Source organism: Streptomyces sp. NPDC027185 (genome assembly GCF_055567035.1).
Genome location: NZ_JBVHRF010000011.1, coordinates 89804 through 113283 on the forward strand (window position 1 = coordinate 89804; position 23480 = coordinate 113283).

At 73.4% G+C, this 23480-nt stretch carries 18 protein-coding genes; 4 read left to right on the forward strand and 14 right to left on the reverse strand.

Annotated features, from left to right (window positions below):
- Positions 1 to 388: 388 nt before the first annotated feature.
- On the forward strand, positions 389 to 619 hold the full coding sequence (locus ACZ4M8_RS28630) for a DUF7455 domain-containing protein (protein ID WP_391641079.1): 231 nt from the start codon (positions 389 to 391) through the stop codon (positions 617 to 619).
- A 121-nt stretch (positions 620 to 740) separates the two neighbouring features.
- Here ACZ4M8_RS28630 and ACZ4M8_RS28635 read toward each other — a convergent pair whose 3' ends face one another.
- The 8 genes from ACZ4M8_RS28635 to ACZ4M8_RS28670 form a co-directional block, all read right to left on the reverse strand.
- Positions 741 to 1550, reverse strand: a complete 810-nt coding sequence (locus ACZ4M8_RS28635; RefSeq protein ID WP_467612510.1) for a serine protease — start codon at positions 1548 to 1550, stop codon at positions 741 to 743.
- 131 nt (positions 1551 to 1681) lie between these two features.
- Entirely contained in the window at positions 1682 to 3235 is a 1554-nt protein-coding gene (locus tag ACZ4M8_RS28640; RefSeq protein ID WP_467612513.1) for an RNA polymerase sigma factor, read from the reverse strand.
- Between the two features lie 392 nt (positions 3236 to 3627).
- On the reverse strand, positions 3628 to 4524 hold the full coding sequence (locus tag ACZ4M8_RS28645; protein WP_467612687.1) for a FadR/GntR family transcriptional regulator: 897 nt from the start codon (positions 4522 to 4524) through the stop codon (positions 3628 to 3630).
- 195 nt (positions 4525 to 4719) lie between these two features.
- Positions 4720 to 6699, reverse strand: a complete 1980-nt coding sequence (locus ACZ4M8_RS28650) for an ATP-binding cassette domain-containing protein (protein WP_467612516.1) — start codon at positions 6697 to 6699, stop codon at positions 4720 to 4722.
- A 167-nt stretch (positions 6700 to 6866) separates the two neighbouring features.
- A complete protein-coding gene (locus tag ACZ4M8_RS28655; protein WP_467612519.1) occupies positions 6867 to 7631 on the reverse strand; it encodes an NUDIX hydrolase in 765 nt (254 codons plus the stop codon).
- A 49-nt stretch (positions 7632 to 7680) separates the two neighbouring features.
- A complete protein-coding gene (locus ACZ4M8_RS28660; protein ID WP_467612521.1) occupies positions 7681 to 9627 on the reverse strand; it encodes a glycogen debranching N-terminal domain-containing protein in 1947 nt (648 codons plus the stop codon).
- A 214-nt stretch (positions 9628 to 9841) separates the two neighbouring features.
- Positions 9842 to 11440: a DUF4192 domain-containing protein gene (locus ACZ4M8_RS28665; protein ID WP_467612524.1), complete on the reverse strand. Its 1599-nt coding sequence runs from the start codon at positions 11438 to 11440 to the stop codon at positions 9842 to 9844.
- A 1152-nt stretch (positions 11441 to 12592) separates the two neighbouring features.
- A complete protein-coding gene (locus ACZ4M8_RS28670; RefSeq protein WP_467612527.1) occupies positions 12593 to 14752 on the reverse strand; it encodes a RecQ family ATP-dependent DNA helicase in 2160 nt (719 codons plus the stop codon).
- A gap of 605 nt (positions 14753 to 15357) precedes the next feature.
- On the opposite strand from ACZ4M8_RS28670, the gene ACZ4M8_RS28675 reads away from it, so the two are divergent.
- Positions 15358 to 16041, forward strand: a complete 684-nt coding sequence (locus tag ACZ4M8_RS28675; RefSeq protein WP_467612689.1) for a hypothetical protein — start codon at positions 15358 to 15360, stop codon at positions 16039 to 16041.
- A gap of 227 nt (positions 16042 to 16268) precedes the next feature.
- Here the strand turns inward: ACZ4M8_RS28675 and ACZ4M8_RS28680 are convergent, their stop codons facing one another.
- The 6 genes from ACZ4M8_RS28680 to ACZ4M8_RS28705 all read right to left on the reverse strand — a co-directional run bounded on the left by ACZ4M8_RS28680 (position 16269) and on the right by ACZ4M8_RS28705 (position 21769).
- On the reverse strand, positions 16269 to 16901 hold the full coding sequence (locus ACZ4M8_RS28680) for a hypothetical protein (RefSeq protein ID WP_399084801.1): 633 nt from the start codon (positions 16899 to 16901) through the stop codon (positions 16269 to 16271).
- Between the two features lie 65 nt (positions 16902 to 16966).
- A complete protein-coding gene (locus tag ACZ4M8_RS28685; protein WP_399084803.1) occupies positions 16967 to 17668 on the reverse strand; it encodes a ribonuclease HII in 702 nt (233 codons plus the stop codon).
- Positions 17669 to 17882: 214 nt separating this feature from the next.
- The gene (locus tag ACZ4M8_RS28690; protein WP_467612530.1) at positions 17883 to 18782 is read right to left on the reverse strand and encodes an ADP-ribosylglycohydrolase family protein; all 900 of its coding nucleotides are present in this window, start codon (positions 18780 to 18782) and stop codon (positions 17883 to 17885) included.
- Positions 18783 to 18792: 10 nt separating this feature from the next.
- Positions 18793 to 19452, reverse strand: coding sequence for a histidine phosphatase family protein (locus ACZ4M8_RS28695; protein ID WP_467612533.1), 660 nt, complete (start codon positions 19450 to 19452; stop codon positions 18793 to 18795).
- 187 nt (positions 19453 to 19639) lie between these two features.
- Entirely contained in the window at positions 19640 to 20245 is a 606-nt protein-coding gene (locus ACZ4M8_RS28700) for a YdbC family protein (RefSeq protein WP_450957690.1), read from the reverse strand.
- 111 nt (positions 20246 to 20356) lie between these two features.
- Positions 20357 to 21769 carry an amidase gene (locus ACZ4M8_RS28705; protein ID WP_467612536.1) on the reverse strand — a complete coding sequence of 471 codons (1413 nt, stop codon included), beginning with the start codon at positions 21767 to 21769 and terminating at the stop codon, positions 20357 to 20359.
- Between the two features lie 146 nt (positions 21770 to 21915).
- Between ACZ4M8_RS28705 and ACZ4M8_RS28710 the strand changes: the two genes are divergently transcribed.
- Entirely contained in the window at positions 21916 to 22503 is a 588-nt protein-coding gene (locus ACZ4M8_RS28710; protein WP_467612539.1) for a TetR/AcrR family transcriptional regulator, read from the forward strand.
- A 204-nt stretch (positions 22504 to 22707) separates the two neighbouring features.
- Positions 22708 to 23325, forward strand: a complete 618-nt coding sequence (locus ACZ4M8_RS28715; RefSeq protein ID WP_467612692.1) for a TerD family protein — start codon at positions 22708 to 22710, stop codon at positions 23323 to 23325.
- Positions 23326 to 23480 lie beyond the last annotated feature (155 nt).

Genomic DNA, 23480 nt, shown 5'->3' on the forward strand with positions numbered 1-23480 from the left:
GGTATCGCCGGTCAGAGCGTACCGAGGCCAGGTAGAGCCGATGTGACGCCACCCGTCAGCACGCTCATGGTAGTAGAATTTCGATCGCCAGTTCGATCCCTCGAAAGGATGAAGGCCGCGTGACGCGAACATCACGTTCCCTTCGAGGCATGAACCATTTAGGCTCCGGGCACGTCCTCATCAACGACCGGCAACCCAGCCGGGAGGACCCACCCGGCAACCACGTGAATCGAACCACCCGGTAATACGGCTCATTCGCCGCCACCCGGCAGCACCCGGCCAGGCTCTCGAAGATTTTTTTCGAGGAAAAGGCACGAGCGGGAACGTTTTCGGCCTGGTTGGATGTTGACCCTGGTACGACAGCTCGTCGAGCTAGAGAAGAGGCGACGTGACTACTGTTCTGACACCCGCGAGCCCGCTGACGGCCGCTGACCGCTGCGACCGCTGCGGCGCCCAGGCTTACCTGCGCGTCGTCCTGATGTCCGGCGGAGAACTGCTCTTCTGCGCCCACCACGGTCGCAAGTTCGAGCCAGAACTCAAGAAGATCGCCGCGGAAATACAGGACGAGACGGAGCGGCTGACCGCCCCTCCGGCGTCTGCGCCCGATGAGGAACGCTGACACATCGCATCCACGACGACGAGCGAGTAGCGGCCCAGGCCGTGCGGCGGGCGGTCTCCCCGGTCATCTCCGGGGTGACCGCCCGCACTCGTGAGTTCACCCGAGATCCGGCGGGCGGCGCTCAGCCCGCGCCGTGCGTCGCGACAGCCGGGATCAGCGAGGACGCCCGCGTGTAGACCCCCGGACTCCCGGGCTCACCGCAGCCCGCCCCCCACGACACCAGCCCCACCAGTCGCCCCGCGGCGACCAGCGGGCCCCCGGAATCCCCCTGGCAGGCGTCCCGCCCCCCTTGCGGCTCCCCCGCACAGAGCATGGAAGCGGACTGGAACGCGCCGTCGGCGCTGCCCGGATAGGCACGGGCGCACGTGGCGTCGGACAGGATGTTCACCTCCGCGGACCGCAGACGCGTGGCGTAGCTGCCGCGCCCCGTGGTGTCACCCCAGCCGTACACCACGGCGGAAGTTCCCTCGTCGTAGGCGTCCGAGCCCTCAGGGGCGATCGGAAGGGAGCGGTCGGTGACGGGTGCCGGCAGGGTGATGACCGCCATGTCCCCGGCGTTCGTCCGGCTGTCGTAGCGCGGGTTGACCCATACCCGGGCGGGCTTCAGTGCCTGGCCCCCGGTGCCGGCGAGATCTTCGCGGCCCACGAGAACCCGGAGGTCACGGACCTGTCGCCAGGGCATCCCCAGAACCTCGGCGCTCAGACAGTGCGCGGCGGTCACCACCGTTGAGCGGCCCACCAGGACGCCGCCGCAGAACTGACCGGACCGTTGCCTTCCGAAGCGGTTCTGGGAGGCGAGAGCCACCACCCAGGGGCTCTCCACGGCCTGTACGGGCTGCCCCCCGACCACGGACGCATCGGCCACGGCCAGCGACGGTATGGCGAGGACCAGGGCGAGTGCTCCGGGTACGGCGCGGAAGATAGGGCGCATACGGACTCCTGACTCCGAGGCAGTGATCGCCCACCCAGAGTGACCCAAACGGATGGCTCGCGCACCCGGACGGCTGTGGGCCCGGCCCCTCGAAGGGTGCCGGGCCCACAACGCCGGTATTTCCGTATCGGCTAGTCGAGGTAGTCGCGCAGCACCTGGGAGCGCGACGGGTGACGCAGCTTCGACATGGTCTTGGACTCGATCTGGCGGATCCGCTCACGCGTGACGCCGTAGACCTTGCCGATCTCGTCCAGCGTCTTCGGCTGGCCGTCGGTGAGGCCGAAACGCATCGAGACGACACCGGCCTCGCGCTCGGAGAGAGTGTCGAGGACCGAGTGCAGCTGCTCCTGCAGGAGCGTGAAGCTGACCGCGTCGGCGGGGACGACCGCCTCGGAGTCCTCGATCAGGTCACCGAACTCGCTGTCGCCGTCCTCGCCCAGCGGGGTGTGCAGCGAGATCGGCTCGCGGCCGTACTTCTGGACCTCGATGACCTTCTCGGGGGTCATGTCGAGTTCCTTGGCCAGCTCCTCCGGGGTGGGCTCGCGGCCCAGGTCCTGGAGCATCTGGCGCTGGACGCGCGCGAGCTTGTTGATGACCTCGACCATGTGGACGGGGATACGGATCGTCCGGGCCTGGTCGGCCATGGCGCGGGTGATGGCCTGGCGGATCCACCACGTCGCGTAGGTCGAGAACTTGTAGCCCTTGGTGTAGTCGAACTTCTCGACCGCGCGGATCAGACCGAGGTTGCCCTCCTGGATGAGGTCCAGGAAGAGCATGCCGCGGCCGGTGTACCGCTTGGCCAGGGAGACGACCAGACGGAGGTTGGCCTCCAGGAGGTGGTTCTTGGCGCGGCGGCCGTCCTGGGCGATGATCTCCAGCTCACGCTTGAGCTTGGGGGCGATCTTCTCCTCGGTGGCCAGCTTGTCCTCGGCGAAGAGGCCGGCCTCGATGCGCTTGGCGAGCTCGACCTCCTGCTCCGCGTTGAGGAGCGGGACCTTGCCGATCTGCTTGAGGTAGTCCTTGACCGGGTCGGCGGTGGCGCCGGCCGCGGCGACCTGCTGCGCGGGCGCGTCGTCCTCGTCGTCGTCGGACAGGACGAAACCGGCGGCCTCGGCCCCCTCGGTGGCCTCGGGCGCGTCGCCCTTGCCGGGCGCCGGGGTCTCCTCGGTCACCTCGTCGTCGAGCAGCTCGTCGACGTCCTTCTTGGCCGCCGTCTTCTTGGCGGTCGCCTTCTTGGCCGTGGTCTTCTTCGCGGCCGTCTTCTTGGCCGTGGTCTTCTTGGCCGCGGCCTTCTTGGCAGGCGCGGGCTCCGCTTCGGCGGACGGCGCGTCGCCCAGGGAGGCGGCGGCCGTGGTGGCCTTCTTCACCGCTGCGGTCTTGGCCGCGGTGGTCTTGGTGGCGGTGCGCTTTGCCGGACTCTTCGCTGCGACGCTCTTGCGGGTGCGCTTGGGCGCCTCTGCGGCACTGACCATCAGCGTCACACCCTCCTCGTCGAGGATCTGGTTGAGGCTGCGCAGAACGTTCTTCCACTGGGTTGGCGGAATCTGGTCAGCCTCGAAGGCCCGACGCACGTCATCGCCGGCGATCTGCCCATCAGCCTTTCCCCGCTCGATGAGCGCCATCACAGACTCGGACTCGGCGATCTCCGGCGGGAGCGTACGGGATGTGCTGGCCGACACGAACAACCTCTCGGAACGATGGAAACGGCTTCCGACCCCGTCCAGTGTGGATCGGAGCCGACGACCGCCGGAGGGGATGGCCGGCGGCGCAGGGGTAACCGGGGAGTGGAACAGCGCCTTCGGCGCCGCTCGTATTCCCTCCTCGGCTATCACCTCTTAAGTCATCGCGCTTCCCCGGAGAGCGTTACGCCCAATCCGCGTGGCCCGAGTCACACCTCATAACGAGACATTCCCCCTCATACGCCACGCAACCCTGCCGAAGCCCGCCGCCGGATCCGGATGACACCCGGATCCGGCGGGCTGCGGTCGCGCCGCGACGCGACGCCCCGGCCTTCGGGGCGCACCGGCGGACCGACCGCCTCGGGGCCTGCGGCGGGTACGCGGGAGCCGACCCGCCCTCAGTGCTCGCGAGGAGCGGGCACGACGTGGTCCGCGGGCGCCCCGGTGGCCTGCCCGCCGCCCTCGCCGTGGGCGGTGAGGAGCTGACGCATGGCGCTCTCGGCGGCCGCGGCGTCTCCGGCGACGATGGCGTCGACGATCCGCATGTGCTGGCCTACGGACGTCTCGGCCGGTCGCTCGCACCCGCCCGAGGTCCCGCCGGAGACGTGCAGGGCGGACGAGACGATGCCGGAGAGGTGGTCGAGCATGCGGTTCCCGGCGAGCTGGAGCAGCAGGGCATGGAATTCGGTGTCGGCGCGGGCGAAGTTCATGGTGTCGCCCTGAGCCGCGGCGTGCCCCATGACGTCGACCATGTCGGCGAGCCGTTGCTGGATGTCCTCGCGCCCCTGGCCGGCGGCGAGGCGGGCGGCGAGCGGCTCGATCGTCCAGCGCAGCTCGCACAGCTCGCGGCGCTGGGCGTCCCGCTGCGGGCCGTAGGCGCGCCACTCGATGATGTCGGGGTCGAGAAGGTTCCAGTCGCTCACGGGGCGTACCCGGGTGCCGACGTTGGGTCGCGCGCTGACGAGGCCCTTGGCCTCCAGCACCCGTAGCGATTCGCGGACGACGGTGCGGGAGACCTCGAATCGTTGGCCGATCTCCTCGGGGACGAGCGGCCGGTCGGCGCCGAGGTCGCCGGAGACGATCATCTGGCCGAGCTGCTGGACGAGTTGGCCGTGGAGGCCGCGGCCGCGGCTGCTGGCGGTGCGCCGGCCGGCGCGGGCGATGTCGGCCTCGGCGCCGTCCCACGCCGGTGCGACGCGGTCCGCGGCGCTGTTGACGGCGGTGCCGTAGGGGTAGCGGTCGAGCTCGCCCGGGCCTGCGTGGCCGGCATCGGCGGGGCGAGCCGCGGTCATCATGGTGTGCGCAAGGGTACTCACGCATCATTTGTCGGCGGCGTCCCGAACACCCTTGAGGTCTTTGGTGAAAAGCACACGAAAGGGTGATCGCCCGGCACCTCACAATTGACGCTTTATCGGAAAGAAACGCACTCTCCAAGGCGAGTTGCGGACAGTGAACGCCCTGGAGACACGCACCTCCCCCGTACACGACGGTCAGCGCACCCGACCTCGGAGCACCGTCAGCCCATAGGCGCAGACCAGCGCGGTGACGGACAACGCCAGCGCCCCGCCTACGGGTTGAGTCACCCAGCGCACGACAACAGATGCTCCGTGATCGATTCCGGAAGGCCACCGAACGGGACCCGAAGCCCGCAATCTCGCGGTGATTCCCGCCAGGGAGCGCCCCGCCTGCTCGGCGAGCACGTACCGCAAGGCCGGTACGACGAGTACCGGGACGGCGAGCACGGCCGCCAACCCCATTGCCGTGGAACGGAACAGCCCGGCGGCGAGTACCCCTGCCCAGGCGCATCCGATCAGCAGGCCCGCCCAACCGACCACGAACACCGGCGCATCGGGGAGACCGCCGAGGGCGTCGGCCCCGAACACCAGCCGGACAGCGGCCTCGTCGACCAGGAGGATCACTGCGCCGAGAGCCAGCGCACAGCCTCCACCGACCGCCAGCTTCGCCATCAGCAGTCCCAGTCGGCGAGGAACGGCGCCACACTCATGGGCGAGCGCGGGGAAGCGGAACTCCTGCCCGAACGCCAGCGATCCGACGAGTCCCGCGCCCAGCGCTGCGGGCGGGAAGGGGAGTTGGCGCGGCCATCCGCTCAGGACACGCGACATGGGTGCGGCGCCGTGCCGCGCCAGCAGGAGTGCCGCCACCAGCGACGCCAGGAGCGAAACAGCGGCGACGAGGGTGACGGAGCGGTCGCTCAAGGTGCGGCGGACTTCGTATCGCAACGGCCACGCGGGGCCGGGGGCCGGGAGTTGGGGGATGCGCAGATGCTCGGCCGGTGCGGGCCGAGGGGGGCGGGGTGCGGGTGCGGGTGCGGGTGCGGGGAAGACCGGCAGGGTGAGGGTGTCGGTTGGTTCGGTGGTGGGCGGGTGGTGACAGTTGTCGTCGGCGGGTGTCGTCGTATCGCCGGCACAGGATGTCGGCATGTCGATATTGGCGGCTGTGACTGTGGGCGCGGGGTGCGTGGCAGTGGCGTGGTCCAGAACGTCGCTTGCGTCGGAAGGCGCAGCGACCGCGTATCTTTGTCGACCATCCGCCCGGTGGAGTGGCTCGACGAGGCCGCTGTCGCCTTCCTCGTCGGCGAGTTGGTGCACCAGTACCCGATGGCGGAAGGCGGTTTCGCCGACTGCGGCGCAGTTGCTGCCGTACACCGCGAGACGACTGCCGCTCTCGCGGACGACTTCGACCCCGCGGCCGATGACGGAGGTCGTCGCACGGTGGGCTCGCTGCGATTCGTCGAGGAGCAGCGCAGCGAGCCGGTCGGCGTGGGGGGAGTGGACGACGACGCGGGGGCGCATGCGGGTGCGTGCGAAGGTCGCCGCGTCCTGGTCGGCGGTGAGGTGGCCGTCGTCAAGGGTGATGACGCGATCGGCGATGCGGGTGGCTTCGCGGGTGTGGCGCGAGGTGGTGAGGACTGCGCCGCCTTGTGCGGCGTAGCCGCGCAGCAGTGCGTGGAGCCAGGCGGTGTCGCGGGGCTGCAGTCCTTCGGTGGGTTCGTCGAGGATGAGGGTGTGGGGGTCACCGAGGAGGGCGGCGGCCAGGGCGAGGCGGCGGTCCATGCCGCGGGAGAGGTCGCCGAGCCGCTTGTCGGCGAGACCGGTGAGGCCGACGAGGTCCAGGACGTCGTCGGCCTGGCCGGCGGGGACGCCGGCTGCCGCGCTGAGCAGGCGCAGGTGGCCGATGGCGGTGCGGGAGGGGTCTCCGGGCACGTCGCCGAGGACGACGCCGATTTCGCGTGGGGGGTTGGGCACACGGTGCAGGGGGCGTCCGCGGAAGAGGGCGACGCCGCGGCCGGACTGCAGCTGGAGCATCAGGCGCAGCGCGGTGGTCTTCCCCGATGCGGCGGGGCCGAGCAGTACGGTGACGTGACCCGGCCGGGCATCGAAGGTGAGGTCATCGACGGCAGGCGGGCGCTCGTCGCGGGGTTCGCTGGTCAATCCGATGGCCTGGATCATCGCGTCCCTCGCAGGGCGTGAGACCGGTCGGACGAGGTCGGGGGCACGAGAGGGCTCACCCTGCCAAGGTAGCCCTATATGTCTTATTTACTCGTAATTACTGGTTGAGGTGACATGCCGTGTCACGACGGGGACGCGAGCGCGCCCGTCGGAGCCGGCGGGAGGGGTCATGCCTCGGGGCGCAGCATCGGCGGGTTGAGCAGGGTGGCGCCACCCGCGCGGAAGAGTTGGGCCGGGCGGCCGCCCTGACGGGTCGTCGTGCCGCCGGTGGGGACGAGGAAGCCCGGGGTTCCGGTGACCTTGCGGTGGAAGTTGCGGGGGTCCAGGGCGACGCCCCAGACCGCTTCGTAGACGCGGCGCAGCTCGCCGACCGTGAACTCCTGGGGGCAGAAGGCGGTGGCGAGCGAGGAGTACTCGATCTTGGAGCGGGCGCGTTCCACCCCGTCCTCGAGGATCCGGGCGTGGTCGAAGGCGAGTGGCGCCGGAGTCTCCTCGTCAGGGCCATCCGCGGGTTCCTGGTCGAGGAAGGTCTCGACCGGTGCCCAGCGGGCGCTGTGGGCGTCGCCGCCGGCCCGGGGGGCGGGCAGGTCGGGGGCGAGCACGAGGTGGGCGACGCTCACCACCCGCATACGAGGGTCGCGCTTCGGGTCGCCGTAGGTGGCGAGCTGTTCGAGGTGCGCGCCGTACGGGGCGGAGGGGTCTGCCGGGTCGTGGGCGTGCAGGCCCGTCTCCTCGGCCAGCTCCCGGGCCGCGGCGCCCGCCAGGTCCTCGTCGGCGCGGACGAAGCCGCCGGGCAGCGCCCATCGCCCCTGGAACGGCGGCTCGCCGCGGCGCACGGCCAGGGCGCACAGGGAGTGGCGGCGCACGGTGAGCACGACCAGATCGACGGTGACGGCGAAGGGCGGGAAGGCCGACGGGTCGTAGGGAGGCATGTCATGATCATAGTCGTCCGCCTGACGATAAACAGGCCCTCGCGCCGGATCAGGACTTCAGTCGCAAGCCGTCGGCGGCCTCCTCCACCATGCCCATGCCGAGGCGGCTTATCCGTACGGCGAGGGGGCGGCCGGCGGCTCGCAGACCGGTGAACTGGAGCGCGCCGAGCGGGGCGCCGGCGACGGGCCGGAGCGTGAGGGTGCCGCCGGGGACATCGGGGCGCAGACCGGCGAGGGCCAGCAGGAGGTGGACCGCGCCGGCCGCGGCTACAGAGGCGGGGCGGCAGGCTGCGGGGTGGGGAACGGGGGTGGCTCCCGTGGTGCGCTGCTCCCCCGCGTACATCTCGGGGAGGCGGTGACCGAAGCTCTCCGATGCGTCGAGGACGCCTTTGATCAGGGCGTTCGCTGCGGGTTCGTGGCCTGCGGCGGCGAGTCCGGCGGCGGCTATGGCGCTTTCGTGGGGGCGCACCGCTCCGCTGCGGTGGCCGAACGGGTTGTGGCCCGGCTCCTTGGCGCTCAGGCTCCGCAGGCCCCAACCGGTGTCCATGGCGGGGCCGCTCAGGAGTGCGGCGAGTTGCGCCGTGCGGACGGGGTCGAGGAGACCGGGGGCGTGCCGGCCACCGCCGAGCAGGCCGGTGTCGAGGAGGTGGGCGGTGGTGGAGCCGAGGTGGGCTGAAGGGCGGCCCTGCGGGGTGATCAGGGCGGTGGGACGGCCGCCGTAGCGGTCCTCGTACCAGAAGTCGGTGCGGAAGTGGGTACGGAGACGGGCTGCCCATTCCCGCAGGTCGTCGGCGCGGGGCTTCCCGTAGGCGTCGAGGAGGTCGGCGCCGAGGAGGGCGGCGCGGTGGGCGTGTGCCTGGGTTTCGCAGCGGTACGGGCCGGTCGGGGCGGGGTCGGGGATGTAGGGCGGGCGGGCGGTGGCGGAGGTGCGGAGCAGCCAGTCCAGGCAGCGTTCTGCGGTGGGCAGCAGGTGCTCTGTCTCGTGGTCGGGCAGGCCCCAGCGGCGTGCCTCGGCGAGGACGGTGGGGAAGAGCAGGGTGGCTTCGATGCCGGTGCAGCTGGGTGGGGCGTGGGGCCCGGCGTCGCGGAGCGGGCCGGGGAGACGGCCGTGGTCGGGGCCGGGAGCGGGGTGTTGGGTGCGGGCGAGGAGGCGGAGGGTGCCTGCGGCGAGGTGGGTGCCGAGCGGGAGGAGCATGCGGGCGGACCACAGGGCTTCGGCCGGTGAGAGGCCGGGCCGCCAGGGGATGCCGCCGGCGGTGTAGAGGTCGGTCGAGGTGTGGGGGTCGCGCGTCAGGAGGCCGTGGAGATCGTCGAGGGAGGTGGCGAGGAGGGCGTCGGCGCGGCGATCGTCGGATTCCAGGTGTGCGGTCCACAGGCGTTGCGGCCGCGCGGTGCGAGGGCGCGGGGCAGCGGGGCGGAGTGCCGACTGCGGGCCTGTGGGCGGGGCGAGTTCCAGGGTGAGGCGGAGGTCGATGGTGCAGGTGCCGCCGGGTGGGAGTTCGAGTTCCCAGCGGAGGAGGCCGGCTGAGGCGAGGGCGTCGTCGGGGGCAGGGGTCGCGGTGATCGCGGCGTGTGCCCCGGGGCCGGACCAGCGCAGGCCCGCTCCGTGGACGGCGGGGCGCAGGTCGGGGCCTGGTCGGCCGGTGGCGGCGGCGCCGAGTTCGGCGAGGTCGGTGCCGAGTCGGAGGTCGACGGGGAGACGGATGGGGCGGGAGGCGCTGCTGCGGAAGGTGAGGCGCTCGCTGCCGTCGGCGCGGCGCAGTCGTTCCAGGCGGATGTCGGGGTCGGGGCTGCGGTCGCCGGTCAGGCGGACGGTGCCGACGAATCGGGTGTGATCCGCTGCGGTCTGGCTGCTCTGGAGGATGACGGGTTCGCCCGCTCCGGCACGCAGTTCGCAGCGGGAGAGTATGCGGCGGCCGTCGTGGTAGCAGCCGTCGGCGTTCTCGCCTCTGAGCTGGCCGTCTGGCGGGGAGATGGTGAGGTGGGGCAGCGCCACGGAGATCAGTGCGGTGTGGAGGGGCTGAGGCTGCGGGGCCCGCTGTGGGGCAGGGCGGGGTATTCCAGGTGTGCGGGGGGTCGGTGGGGTGAGGTGGTCGGTGCCTGGCACGGGCGGTGCTCCCTGGTGGTTTCGGTGCTGGTGGCGGTTGACGCCATCCACCTGAACGGTGCGGCCGGCGTGCAGGTCACGCCGGCCGCACCGCGTTTCTGGGTCACCTGCGGCTCCGGTTCCCGCCGCGCGGGGTGCGGCGGGGTGTGGCGTGGTTGCCGGGTGGGCCCGAGGCGCCTCGTGGTGCCGTGGCGCGGCCGGTCTTCGCACGGTGGGAGCGGGGTCGCTGGACGGGGGCGGGGACAGTTCCGGGAGCAGGGGTGGTGGCGGGTGCGGTGTACGTGGCGGCGGCCGCGTCGCGGGTGTCGGTCGTCTCCCGGCCCGTCCGTGCCTCGCGTTCCTCGCGTTCACTCCGCAGGCAGCGGCGTAGTGGCTCGGGGTCGAGTCCCTTGTTGATGCCGTGGTGCAGGAGTTGGGCGAAGAGGTACTCGGGGTCGATGCCCAGGGCGCGGCTGAGGGCGACACGGGCGGAGGGTTGGTCGTCGGTGGACCAGGCGACCCAGCCGGCGAGGGTCAGCGGGGCGACGGAGTGTTCGAGGTAGGCGCCCGCGCAGCGGCGGGCGAGGGCACGCCAGAGGCGGAGGGCGGCTGCTGCGGAGGGGCCTTCCATCCACTCGGCGGCCTGGTCCCGGGCGCGGCGGTCCTGGAGACCGAGGATGAGTTCGGCGGCTTCGGTGTCGGTGAGGAGGGCGTCGTCGCAGGCGTCGCGGGCCCGGTTGCTTCCGGTGGGAACGTCCTGCCGGAAGCGGTGGATCATGGCGGTGACCCGGTCGAGGGTGTCCTGGCGGACGGTCCGGGCGCCGTTCGCGTGGAGCATCCGGGGGAGGAACCGGCCGAGTGCGGTGTCCAGCGCTTCGACCTGGTCGGCGGCGCGGGGGCCGGTACGTGGGGCGAGGCGTGCCTCCATCTCCTTGAGGGAACCGCGTACCTGCAGGCCCGCGTACGCGGCGGCGGCCGCCATGACGGAGGTGCCGGGCATGACCATGGGTGTGCCATCGGCCGGGCAGCAGCGGTAGCCGGGGCAGCAGTACGACCAGTAGCGGTTGTTGGAGAGGCAGAGCGCTTCGAGGACGGGGACGTCGAGAGCGCCGCAGGCGGTGCGCAGGCGCTGGGCGAGGGGCCGGAGCCGCTGTGTGACGTCTTGGCCGCGCTCACCGTCCGCCGGCTCCTGGCAGAGGAAGACGAGCATGCCGGCGGGGTGGCCGCCCCGGTCCTCGGCTGCGGAGATGAGGACCGAGGCGAGTTGGTCGGCGGTGCCGGGCCACTGCTCAGGGTCGGCGGGGATGCCGATCCTGACCCGGGCGCCGAAACGTCCGCGGGGGCCGTGGAGGGCCACCAGGACGATGCTGTCGTCGGGATAGAACCCCATGAGATACGGCAAGGCGTCGGCGAGACCGGCGGCGTCGCTCAGGGTGACCTGTTGCTGTGGGTCGGTGCCGGGGTCGCGGTGGGCGGTGTGGCTGCCGTCTGCTGGTGCGGCGCCGGCCGGGGTGGCAGATGCCGGGTCGAAGTCGTCGTCCAGGGCCGGGCCGGTCGGGAGGAAGAGGTTCGCGGTCAGGGAGAGGCCGGTCGGCTCACCGGGGAGGAACGTGCCGGGGTACTGGGCGGTGGGGTGTCGTGGGCCGGTGACGCGGGCGGTACCGGCGTCGGGGCGGGAGGTCTTCCGTGGGGGTGCTGTGGGCTCCGGGCTCCGGGCGGACACGGCCGGACGGGGCGCGGGGATCGCAGGGGACGGTGGCCGCGTGGGAGGTACGGCGGAAGCCGTGGGCGGACCTTCCGTGTCGCCGGAGGCGGGAGGCGTGCCGGGACGGGAGCGCGGACGGCGGGTGGCGTTCGGGCCGTCGTGAGGTGGTTCGTTGTGCTGGTTCATGGGTCGAAGATCCCGCGGGGGCCCGCTGCGCCGCGACCCCTGTGGATAACGCCCGGGTGATGGAGATTTCCACAGGGGCGGGGCGGTGGTCGGCTCGTCGTGGGGAGCTGGCGTGTGGCGGGGTCGTGGCGTCGGCCGGGTTGGTGGAAAGCCGCGTTTCCCTGGGGGCTGGGCGGGTACGGCCGGGCCGTCATGGCGTACGGAATCGGGCAACGGTGCTCCGGGCGAGGGGCAATGCTCCCCGGGCAGTTTGCGGGCCGCCGCTGCTCGGAGCTACCGATCTGTCGAAGTGCAGCCCCCGGACATCGCCGTACCGAGCCGCATCCGCCCTCACCCTTATGGCGCCAGGGCCGGTCACAAGCCTGGCGCCACGCCCCTGGCAACAGGCAACCGGCGCAGGCAGCCCGCGATCGTCACCTGGCGTTCGTACGAGTGCCAAGCGGTGCCGACAGCCGGCGCGGGACCGGACCGGAGCGGAGCCGGGCCGAAGCGGAACCGGGCAGGGACCGGAACTCCGTACCGGGGCAAGCTCCCTCTCAAAGGCAGGCCTCCGGCACAGCATCCACGAACGTGTCGCCCCAGGCCCCGTGGTAGCGGTCTGGTTCGCAGCGACCCAGCACCGGCCGCGGGCTGCCCGCCCTCGGGAAGGAAAGGCGCAGTCCCGCACATCGCCGAGCAACCCGCACAGCGCGCCAGCCGGCACCGGACCCGCAGGCCACTGAAACCGGGAGGCAGCACAATCCGTGCAGGGAGCCGTGACAAAAGCAGCAGCCTCGGAAGGCGAGCCCGCCCGGCTCCCCGCCTCCAGATCCTGCCGGAGCCTTCGGCCCCTGCCACCGTCCCGAGGCGAAGGCCCCGGGCCGAGCGCCATGGCCGAGCACCCCGCCGACCGCCCCCGCTCCGGCACAACGCCTCGGCCTCGCACGGCCCACGTCCCGGGGCCCAGCCCTTCACCCCACAGCTCGGCCCCGGCGGCCCCGCCCCTCAGCCCGCCGCCGCGAGGACCAAGGGCAGGACGCGGGACGTACCCGCGCGTTGCAGGAGGCGGGCGGCGACGGCGAGGGTCCAGCCGGAGTCGGTGTAGTCGTCCACGAGCAGGACCGGGCCCGGGGTGCGGGCGAGGCCCTCGGCCAGTTCTCCGGGGACGGTGAAGGCGGCGGAGAGGGTCTGGAGGCGCTGGGCGGAGTTGCTGCGGTGGGCTCGGTGGGCGGCGCTCTGCTCGGTGTGGGCGAGGGCGCCGAGGAAGGGGAGGCGGCCGATCCGTGCGATGCCTTCGGCGAGGGAGTGGACGAGTTGGGGGCGGCTCAGGGACGGGACGGCGACGACGCCCACCGGCCGGGCGGTGGCGTCCGGGTCCTTCGAGGCCCAGCCGCCCGGGGAGCGCGCCCAGTCACCGAGGACCGCCACCGCGGCGTCGAGGACGTCATCCGGGACGGGGCCGTCGGGGGCCTGCTCGGCCAGCAGCGGGCGCAGGCGGTTGCCCCAGCCGATGTCGGAGAGACGGCCCAGGGCGCGTCCGGGGGCGCACTGTTCCTGTGCCGGGATGCGGCCCTTGAGATCGATGCCCAGGGCGGCCATGCCCGTCGGCCACATACGGCGGGGCTCGACCGCCACACCCGGGCGGTCCAGTTCGCCCGTGGCGCCCGCCAGCGCCGCCGGGGAGACCTCGGCGGCGGCCCACTGCCCCGCGCAGTTGTCGCAGCGGCCGCACGGGGCCGCTCCCTCGTCGTCGAGCTGGCGGCGGAGGAACTCCATCCGGCACCGGGTGGTGCTGACGTAGTCGCGCATGGCCTGCTGTTCGGCGGAGCGCTGCCGTGCCACCCAGGCGTAGCGCTCGGCGTCGTAGATCCAGTCGGCGCCGGTGGCTGTCCAGCCGCCCTTCACCCGGCGGACCGCGCCGTCGACGTCCAGCACCTTCAGCATCATCTCCAGCCTGTTGCGCCGCAGGTCGACCTGGGCCTCCAGGGCCGGTACGGACAGGGGGCGTCCGGCGTCGGCGAGGGCGGCGAGGGTCTGGCGGACCTGGGATTCGGGCGGGAAGGCCACCTCGGCGAAGTAGCGCCAGATGGCCTCGTCCTCCTTGCCGGGCAGCAACAGGACATCGGCGTGGGCGACGCCGCGGCCCGCGCGGCCCACCTGCTGGTAGTAGGAGATGGGCGAGGACGGTGAGCCGAGGTGGATCACGAATCCGAGGTCGGGTTTGTCGAATCCCATGCCGAGCGCGGACGTCGCGACGAGCGCCTTGACGCGGTTGCCGATCAGGTCGCTCTCGGCCTGCTGGCGGTCGGCGTTCTCGGTGCGGCCGGTGTAGGAGGCCACGCGGAAGCCGCGGCCCTGGAGGTAGGCGGTGACCTCCTCGGCGGCGGAGACGGTGAGGGTGTAGACGATTCCGGAGCCCGGCAGGTCGTCGAGGTGGTCGGCGAGCCAGGCCAGGCGGTGTGCGGCGTCCGGCAGCCGGACCACGCCGAGCCGCAGACTCTCGCGTTCCAGGGTGCCGCGCAGCACGAGCGCCTCGCCCGCGCCCGTGCCGAGCTGTTCGGCGACGTCCGCGGTGACCCGGGCGTTGGCGGTGGCGGTGGTGGCGAGGACGGGGACGCCCGGGGAGAGTTCCGCGAGCATCGTGCGCAGCCGGCGGTAGTCGGGGCGGAAGTCGTGGCCCCAGTCGGAGATGCAGTGTGCCTCGTCCACCACGAGCAGGCCGGTGGTGGACGCCAGCTTCGGCAGCATCCGTTCGCGGAAGTCGACGGAGTTGAGGCGCTCGGGGCTGACCAGGAGGACGTCGACGTCGCCGCGCTCGACCTCCTCGTGGATGGCGTCCCACTCCTCCGGGTTGGCGGAGTTGATCGTGCGGGCCTGGATTCCGGCGCGGGTGGCGGACTCGACCTGGTTGCGCATCAGTGCCAGCAGCGGCGAGATGATCACCGTCGGGCCGGAGCCGCGGCGGCGCAGCAGCGCGGTGGCGACGAAGTAGACCGCGGACTTGCCCCAACCGGTGCGCTGCACGACCAGTGCGCGGCGGCGCTCGATCACCAGGGCGGCCACCGCCTGCCACTGGTCCTCCCGAAGCGTCGCCGAGCCTTTCTCCACGCCGACCAGCTCGGCGAGGATGGCGTCGGCTTCGGCACGCAGCTCCTGTTCGTTCATGCCCTCCATGCAACCGCACGGCACTGACAAACAGCCACCTGCCCACCGCCGCGGCGGTGGGCACGAACGGCTTCGGCGTCCGCGCGGAGGAACCCGCCCGAGCCCTGTGCACGGTGCTGTTCGCGCAGGTCAGAGACGTGATGCACGGGGCCTCGTGAGCGCGTCACGGTCGCGGTGCGGGACCTAGAAAGCGGTCGAATCGGGGGTCCGTACCCGTAGGAGGCCCGGTCCGCCGAGCCCGCGGCGCGCGATCCGCCGCCGCGGCGGGTCGGGCGGCGCCGGCGGACCGGCACGCGACGGGCGTCACGGATGCCGACGCGGGGCGCCCGTCCGCCCGGAAGGAGGCCGCACGGATCCGATGCCGAGGGAGCGGCAGGGCGTCGGGGCAGGCGGTGGCGGGAAGGATGGAAGCAGCGCCATCGGTGAGGCGGGAGTGCGCGCGTGTGGGGGTACGGCAGCGGCCCCGTACGGACACCGGGACCGGTGGGCGCCACCCGCTCGGAAGGCCGGTCACGCCCGGTCGCCGAGGCATCGCACACCCCGCGCCGCCCGCCGAGGGAGGTGCGCCCGAAGGGAGGAATGTGGACTTCGCCGACGCCCCGCTCATGCCCGCAGCCCGGTCCGCGTCCGCCGCTCCGGCCGCCCGGCCCGGCCGACTGCTGGAGCCCGCCGAATGGGCCACGGCCGGGATTCCCCTGCTGCGTAACCCCCGTGAGCTGATCAACGGGGTGCACGAGAGGCACGCCCCGGTGCCGTCCACCGCGGTGGTGGTGGTACTCGATCCGGATCAGCGGGTGCGGGCGAGCGCGTCGTTCACCCTCACCGCCGCCGAGCCCGACGGCTGGCGGTTCCGCCACGCCCTGCTGGTCCATCTGCGCCGGATCGTGCCGCACGACCTGCGGTTGCGGATCCCGGTGCGTACGGCCGTCCTCGTGTACTGCCGTACGGGCGAGCTGCGGTGGACGGAGACCGACGGCGCCTGGATGTGGGGGCTGCGGGACGCGTGCACACTGCACGGGCTGCGGTGCGGGGCGTACCTCATGATGAACGGCGAGCGCTGGCGGGTGCTGGGCGAGGAGCGCGGCGGGCGGCGGCCGGGCGGGCGGACGAAGCCGGGTGGACGGGCCGTGGTCGCGGCCGGTGGTGAGCGGCCCCGGGCGGAGACGGTGCGGCGGCCGGGCGGGACGCGGCGGCTCCCCGACGGCGTGGAGCGGCCCCGGCACCTGCCGGAACCCGAGGATCCGGCGGGCACCCGGGGGCCAAGGAGCGTTGCCGCGAGCGGGAGTTGAGACGGCGGGCCCGGGGCGGCGGGCCGCTGCGGAAGCCGGGCCGGCGCTTCCGGGCGGGCGCGGGGCGTACGGGCCGGCCGCGCACGGGACGCCACGGCGGCACCCGCGTCCTGTCTCCACCGCGCCCGTGGCGGCGGGCACGCGGCTCCGGCGGCAACGGCCGTTCCCGGGCACGCGTGCGGGCCCGACCGGCCTGGTGGCCGGCGGGCCGCTGCGTACGGGAAGGGTCAGGCGGAGGTGCCGAGCACCGCGTTGATCCGCTGCGGGTCACCGCAGACGATCAGCAGCGCTCCGGCGCGCGCCAGGGCGGCGGGCAGGGCCTGCGCCGTGGTCTCGTCGGTGCCGCCGTTGACCGCGACGACCACGACGGGCCGTCCGGCGGGCCGGGTGGCGCGGGCGTCCGCGTAGAACACGTCGTCCGCGGCGTCGTACTGCGCCCAGTAGGACGCCTCGCCGAAGGACAGTTCGTGCGCGGCCCAGGGGTGCGGGTCACCGGTCGTGAGCACCAGGATGTCGCTCGGTGCGCGTCCGGAGTCCAGCAGCAGATCGACGGCCTCGTCGGCGGCGTCCAGGGCGCCGTCGGCGGGGGCCGGGATCAGCTGGAGCTGCGCGTCGGTGGCCGCCGCGGGGCGAGGGCCGGTGCGCTGTGCGGGCGGGGCCGTGACGGGCCCCCGCGGCGGGGCGGGCGGGCCGGGCTTGCCCGGACGGACTCCTGCCGCGTGGGGTCCGCGCCCGGGTGCGGGGCGGGGGCCGGGGCCAGGAACGGGTCGAGGGGTCGGCGCGGTGCGGCCGGCGGCCGGAGTTGCGCGGGGACCCGGGACACTCTCGTGAATCTGAGGCTCCTCGGGGATGAGAGGCATGAAGGGTTGTCTATCAAACGTGGGTGCGGGACGCGTCGGCGGGTCCGCCTCGGCGCCCGCACCGCTCAGAAGTCGAAGCCGAGTTGGCCACCGGCCTTCAGAGCGGCTGCTTCGGGGGTGACGCGCACCTTCTTCAGATGCCGCCACCGGGGCAACGCGTCCATGTAGGACCACGACACCCGGTGGTACGGCGTGGGACCGTGCTCCTCCAGGGCGGTGCGATGGGTCGGGGAGGGGTAGCCGGCGTTGCCCGCGAAGTCGAACGCGGCGTGTTCCGCGCCCAGTTCGGCCATCATCGCGTCGCGTCGCACCTTGGCGATCACGGATGCGGCGGCGACCGCGATGCAGGACTGGTCGCCCTTGATGACCGTGCGGACCCGCCATGGCGCGCCCAGGTAGTCGTGCTTGCCGTCGAGGATGACCGCGTCCGGGCGGACCGGCAGCGCCTCCAAGGCGCGGACGGCCGCGAGCCGGAGCGCCGCGGTCATCCCCAGGGCGTCGATCTCCTCCGGGGAGGAGTGCCCCAGGGCGTAGGCGGTGACCCAGTCGTCGAGGACCTCGGCGAGGTCGGTGCGGCGCTTGGGGGTCAGCAGCTTGGAATCGGTGAGTCCGGCGGGCGGGCGGCGCAGGCCGGTGACGGCCGCGCAGACGCTCACGGGACCGGCCCAGGCTCCTCGCCCGACCTCGTCGACACCGGCGACGATCTTGGCGCCCGTCGTGGCGCGCAGTGATCGCTCGACGGTATGGGTGGGAGGCTCGTACGGCATGGCGCCAGCAAGCGTACGCCTATTCGGGACGTGCGTCGCCACCGGATCCGGATGAGGGTGCGACCGCTGCCGCGAAGGCCGGTCACGGGGGCGCACGGGGCGGGTGGCACGGAGTGCCGGACGGCGCTCCCCCGGGGCGAAGTCGCCGGTCCGGGGCGGTCGTTGGCGCACCCCCGGGTGGCGGCCCGGGGCGGGCCGGGCACCGCGCGGCGGATCAGGCGGGCGCCCAGCCGGGGAGGGGTTCCGTGGCGGCGAGCCAGTCGGACGGCGGGGTTCCGGCGGGTGCGGCGGCGACGATGCCGCCGACGATGGCGCAGGTGGTGTCCACGTCACCGCCCGCGCGGGCGGTGGCCCAGAACGCCTCCGGGTAGTCGCCGAGGTGCCGGGCGGCGGCCCAGAGGGTGAAGGGGACGGTGTCGTGGGCGCTGGTGCGGCGGCCGCAGCCGAGGACGGCGGCGACGGTGCCGGGGTCGCCGTAGTCGAGCATGTCCCGGGCGCGGCGGAGTCCGGCCTGGACGGCGCTGCGCGGGATCAGCGCGAGGACGTCGTCGATCAGCTGCGCGGGGCCGGTGGTCCGCTCCGGGTCGGCGACGAGGGCGGCGGCAGCGGCGACCGCCATGGCGCCCACCACGGCCTCGCGGTGCTGGTGGGTGGGGTAGGCGGAGATCTCGGCCTGGTGGGTGGCCTGCTCGGGGTCGCCGGCGTACCAGGCGCCCAGAGGGGCGATGCGCATCGCGGCGCCGTTGCCCCAGGAGCCGTGGCCGTTGAAGAGGGCGGCGGAGATCTCGTGCCAGTCGGCGCCGTCGCGGATCTGCCGCAGCAGGCGGTCGACGGCCGGGCCGTAGTCGCGGTCGGGGTGGTGGTGGTCGGCGAAGGACCGGGTGAGCGTGTCCTGGTCGACGCGGCCGTGGGCGTCGAGGACGGCCAGGACGGAGCAGGCCATCTCGGTGTCGTCGGTCCACCGCCAGGGGCCGGGCGGCAGGGCGCGGCGGCGGAGTGCGGGGAGGTGCGCGGGGGTGGCGAAGCGGGCACCGAGGGCGTCGCCCACGGCGAGTCCGCGCAGGCTGGCGAGGGCCCGCGCGCGGCGGTCTGCGTCACGGTCGTCGGCGGTCATCGCTGGCACTCTAACCGGAGATGCCGTACGGCTCCGGCTCCCGCCAGCGCGCGAACGGCCGGTCCAGGGTGTAGCGGCCGTCGTCGCCGAGGAGGAGGGTGCGCCGCTCGGCGTTGCCGGGGTTGGCGAGCGATTCGAACTCCGCGACCGACCAGTGGAACCACCGCATGCAGAACAGCCGCATGGTCAGTCCGTGCGTGACGATCAGGACGTTCGGCGGGTGGTCGGGCGCCTCGAAGCTGCGCCAGAGGCTCTCCAGAAACGCGCCGACCCGATCGTAGACGTCGGCGCCGGACTCCCCCTGGGCGAAGCGGTAGAAGAAGTGCCCGTAGGCGTCGCGGTACGCCTTCTGGAGGCGTACGTCGTCGCGGTCCTGCCAGTTGCCCCAGTCCTGCTCGCGCAGCCGCGGCTCCTCGCGGACGCGGACGCGGTCCAGGTCGAGGCCGAGGGCGCGGAAGGTCTGGTGGGTGCGGCGGTACGGGGAGACGTAGGCGGAGATCCGCTCGTCGCCGAAGATGTCCCGGAGCGGGCCGCCGGCCTCGCGGGCCTGGTGGAGGCCCTTCTCCGTCAGGCTGAGCGCGTGGTCCGGCTCGCGTTCGTAGACGGTGTCGTCGGCATTGCCCTCCGACTCCCCGTGGCGGATGAGGACGATGCGTCGCGGCCGTGCCATGCGGCCACCCTAGAACGCCCGGCGCGCGGGCCGCGACCGCCGGACACGGGGCGCGGCTCGGGTCCGGCGGGCGTGGCACCGTGGGAGTGCGCGCCCCGGGGGGGGGCCGGGGGCGCGGCGGGTCGGCTCCGGGCCCTTCGTGGTCCGGAGGTGCCCGGCGCGCGCCGGACAGTACGGGGGCGTGCGGTCAGACCGTCCACGCCGGTTCGAGTTGGACGACGTCGCCCGCGAGGGCCTCCACATCGGCCGCTATCTGGGCGCGCAGGGCCAGCCGCTCCACCCGTTCCGGGCGGTACTTGCCGCGCTCGGCGGCCGACTGCCACATCGACAGGACCAGGAACTCCTCACCGGGGGCGCGCCCGAGCATCCCGCGCACCATGCCGGGCGAGCCGGCCATCGCCGGGTTCCAGACCTTCTCCTGCACCAGCGTGAAGTGGTCCACGCGGTCCGCGCGGACCTGGGAGTGCGCCAGCCGCAGGACGTCGACGTCGGTGAAGACCGGCTCGAAGCCCACCTTCACATCGAATTCGTGCTCGAAGAGGCGGACTTGGCTGTCCTTGAAGGTGCCCACCTGGGCGGCGGCGAGCCGGTCGTGGGAGCGCGCCATGAACGAGTCGTAGAACGCCCGGCTCTCCCAGAAGGCCACGAGGTGCGCGACCCCGGGGCGGCTTCTGCTCCAGCCGCCCCCCTGCCCCCGGAATCCCGGCTCCCCCAGCAGTCCCGCCCATTTCCGCTGCCCCCGCTCGAACCCTCGACGGTCCACGACGGTGAGACGAATCCACTTGACAAGCACCGCGCCATCGTACGGCCCGGAACCGGCCGGATCACCGCCGTCGCCCGGTGAACATCCCCGGGGGGCGCCCGCGGGCACACCCGCCCCGGGGACCGTCGCGGACGAACCGTGCTACGGACGAGGGTCGAGGGGCACCGGGACGGCGAGCCGCCGCTCCACCTCCTCGGCGGCGTCCAGGCACAGATCCTCCCGGAAGGGGCGGCCGATGAGCTGGACGCCCCGGGGCAGCCCCTCGGCGACCCCCGCGGGCACCGCGACGGCGGGCAGCCCCGCGAAGCTGGTGGCGCTGCACAGCCGCATGGCGCGCTGCAGACGCGCCGAGCTCTCCGGGTCGCGCAGCTCCTCCCCGGGGGCGAACGGCGGCAGCGTGAACACCGGCCCCAGGACCAGCGGGTACTCCTGGAGGAACGCGGCCCAGTCACGGCGGATGCCCAGGCGGACCCCGGTCAGCCGCAGGTACCCGGCGAGATCGGCGGGGCGGCTGCGCGCCATGCCCCATTCGATGTAGCGGTGACCGCCCTCCCCCAGGAGCGGCTTGATGTGCGGCCACCCGGCGGCGAACTCGGTGAGCGTCATCCGGGTGTACGCCTCCAGCGTCTCCTCCAGGCGCGGGACGTCGGCGACCTCGCACACCTCGTATCCGGCGTCGCTCAGGGCGTCCGCCGCGGCGTCGACCGCCGCGCGGACCCAGGGGTGCACCCCTTCTCCCCCGGGGTCGGCCACCTTCGCCACCTTGAGGGGCCCCGGGAGCGGCGCGCCGAAGGCCGGTACGGGGACGGCCCTCGGGTCGCACGGGGCGGCCCCGGCCAGCACCCCGTGGACCAGCCGCAGGTCCGCTACGGTGCGGGCGAGCGGCCCGTCGACCACCAACTCCTGGGCGGCCAGGGCGGGATCGTCGGCGCCGACGCGGTGGTCGGCGGGGTACCGGCCCGTGGTGGGCTTCAGCCCCGCGACGCCGCAGAAGGCGGCGGGGATACGGACCGACCCTCCGGCGTCGTTGCCGAGGCCGAGGGGCACCATGCCGCTAGCCACGGCCGCCCCGTCGCCGCCACTGGAGCCCCCGGGGGTGACCGCGCTGTTCCAGGGGTTGACGGTGTCACCGAACAGCTCGCTCCGGGTGTGCATCCCGGCGAGGACGAGGGTGGGCATGTTGGTGTGCCCCACGGGAACGGCGCCGGCGGCGCGCAGCCGCGCCACCGGGGGCGCGTCGGCGCGCGCCGTGGCGTGCCGGAAGGCGGCCGCGCCGAAGGTCGTCGGGACGCCCTCGACGGCGGTGGTCTCCTTGACCGTGAACGGCACCCCGGCCAGCGGCCCCAGCTCCGCACCGGCCGCCCGGCGCCGGTCGAGGGCCTCCGCGTCGGCGCGCGCCCGGTCGGCGACGAGTTGGGTCACCGCGTTGACCGCCGGGTTGACCTCGGCGATCCGGGCCAGATGCGCCTCCAGCAGTGCGGCGGCCGTCACCGTCCCCTCCCGTACGGCCACCGCCTGGGCCTCCGCCGTCCACCGCCACGGTTCGTCGTGCATCTCCGGCTCCCTCCGCCGCCCCGTCCGGGGCGTCCCGGGGGCGGTGCTGTCGCATTCCGGCCCCCACCAGTCGTACTGATGCGGTCGCATCGAAAAAACACCGTACCCTGATCAGCGATACGTACGCATCGAATAAGCGGGGTGCCATGCCGAAACTGGTGGACCACGAGGGCCGACGCCGGCAGATCGCCGACGCCGTCTGCCGGCTCGCCGAGGAACGCGGCCTGGAAGGGGTCACCCTCCGGGACGTCGCGGCCCGCGCGGACGTCTCCATGGGGGCGGTCCAGCGCTGCTTCCGCACCAAGGACGAGATGCTCACCTTCGCCCTGACCTACATCGGCGAACGGATCGCCACCCGGGTCTCCGCCCGTATCTCCGCCTCCCCCGCGCAGTCGGCCCGCACCACCCTGGGGCACGCGGCGACGGAACTCTCCCTGCTGCGCCAGGAGCACCGGGCCGAGGCCCGCGTCTGGCTGGCGTTCCTCGCCCAGGCCACCGTCAGCCGCCCGCTGGCGGAGATTCTGCGCGCCAACTACACCGCGCTCCACGAGGCGTTCACCGCTCTGCTCACCCAGGCGGCACCCGAGGCGGACGCCTCTCTGGAGGCACGCACCCTCCTCGCCCTCGTCGACGGCCTCACCACCCATGTGCTGATCGACCACATCTCCCCCGCCGCCGCCCTCGACGCCCTCGACCACCACCTGTGCCGCCTGTGGGGCGAACCGCAGGAGTGAGCCCCGCCGGGTCGCCGCCCAACACCCTTACGGGGCAACGGATCCGGCCAGATTCCCGGACAACGCAGTTGTCCACAGGCAGAGTTCGCCCCGCCGCGCCGGGACGCCGTCATGGCACCATGGACACCCAACGGGGTGTTACGGCGCACTGCCCGCACGACCACGGGCGGACCGCCCGGCGCTCCTCGGCCGCCGCCACCGGTCCTGCGCCCCATCCCCGGGCCGGGAAGGGCGGCCGACCGCGCGCGGAGCCGTTCCGCGCGTGGCGGTGAGACGGAAAGCGACGGAAGGAAGAGCCCGGTGAGCACGCTCAACAAAGGCATCGAAAAGGTCGAGGTCACGCTCAAGTGGGACCCCAGCCCCGCCGGCGAGCCGGACAACGACCTCGACCTCATCGCCGCCACCTACGAGGCCGGCACCCCCGCGGGTGAGCCGGCCTACCTCGTCCACTTCGACAGCCGCTCCCCCGACGGCACCATCACCCTCAACCGCGACAGCCGCACGGGCCAGGGCTTCGGCTCCGACGAGGTCATGACGCTGGAGCTGGAGCGCCTGGCGGAGCGCTACACCCGGGTCGTGGTGGGCGTCGTCATCCAGCAGGGCGGCGGCCGCAAGACCTTCGGTGAGGTACCCAACACCGAGATCCAGATCCGCGAGGGCTACACCGATCTCGTCCGGGACGACTTCGCCTCGGTCGCCCCGTCGACGGCGGCCAACGTCGCCGTCTTCACCCGCGACGCCGACGGCGAATGGCGGCTCCGGAAGGGCCTGCGCGGCTTCGACGCCGACCCCAACGCGTACACCGCCCTGATGGGGACCTGACCGCGGCCCCGCCCGGGGAGCCCACACCGGTGGACCGCCCCGGGAATCGCCGGTGCGACGCGGCCGGGGAGGAGCCACGGCGGACCGGCACACCGACGGCGAAGAGGGAGCCGGCACGGCGCCGGCCCCCTCTCCCCACCCAAGGATCTCGCGGC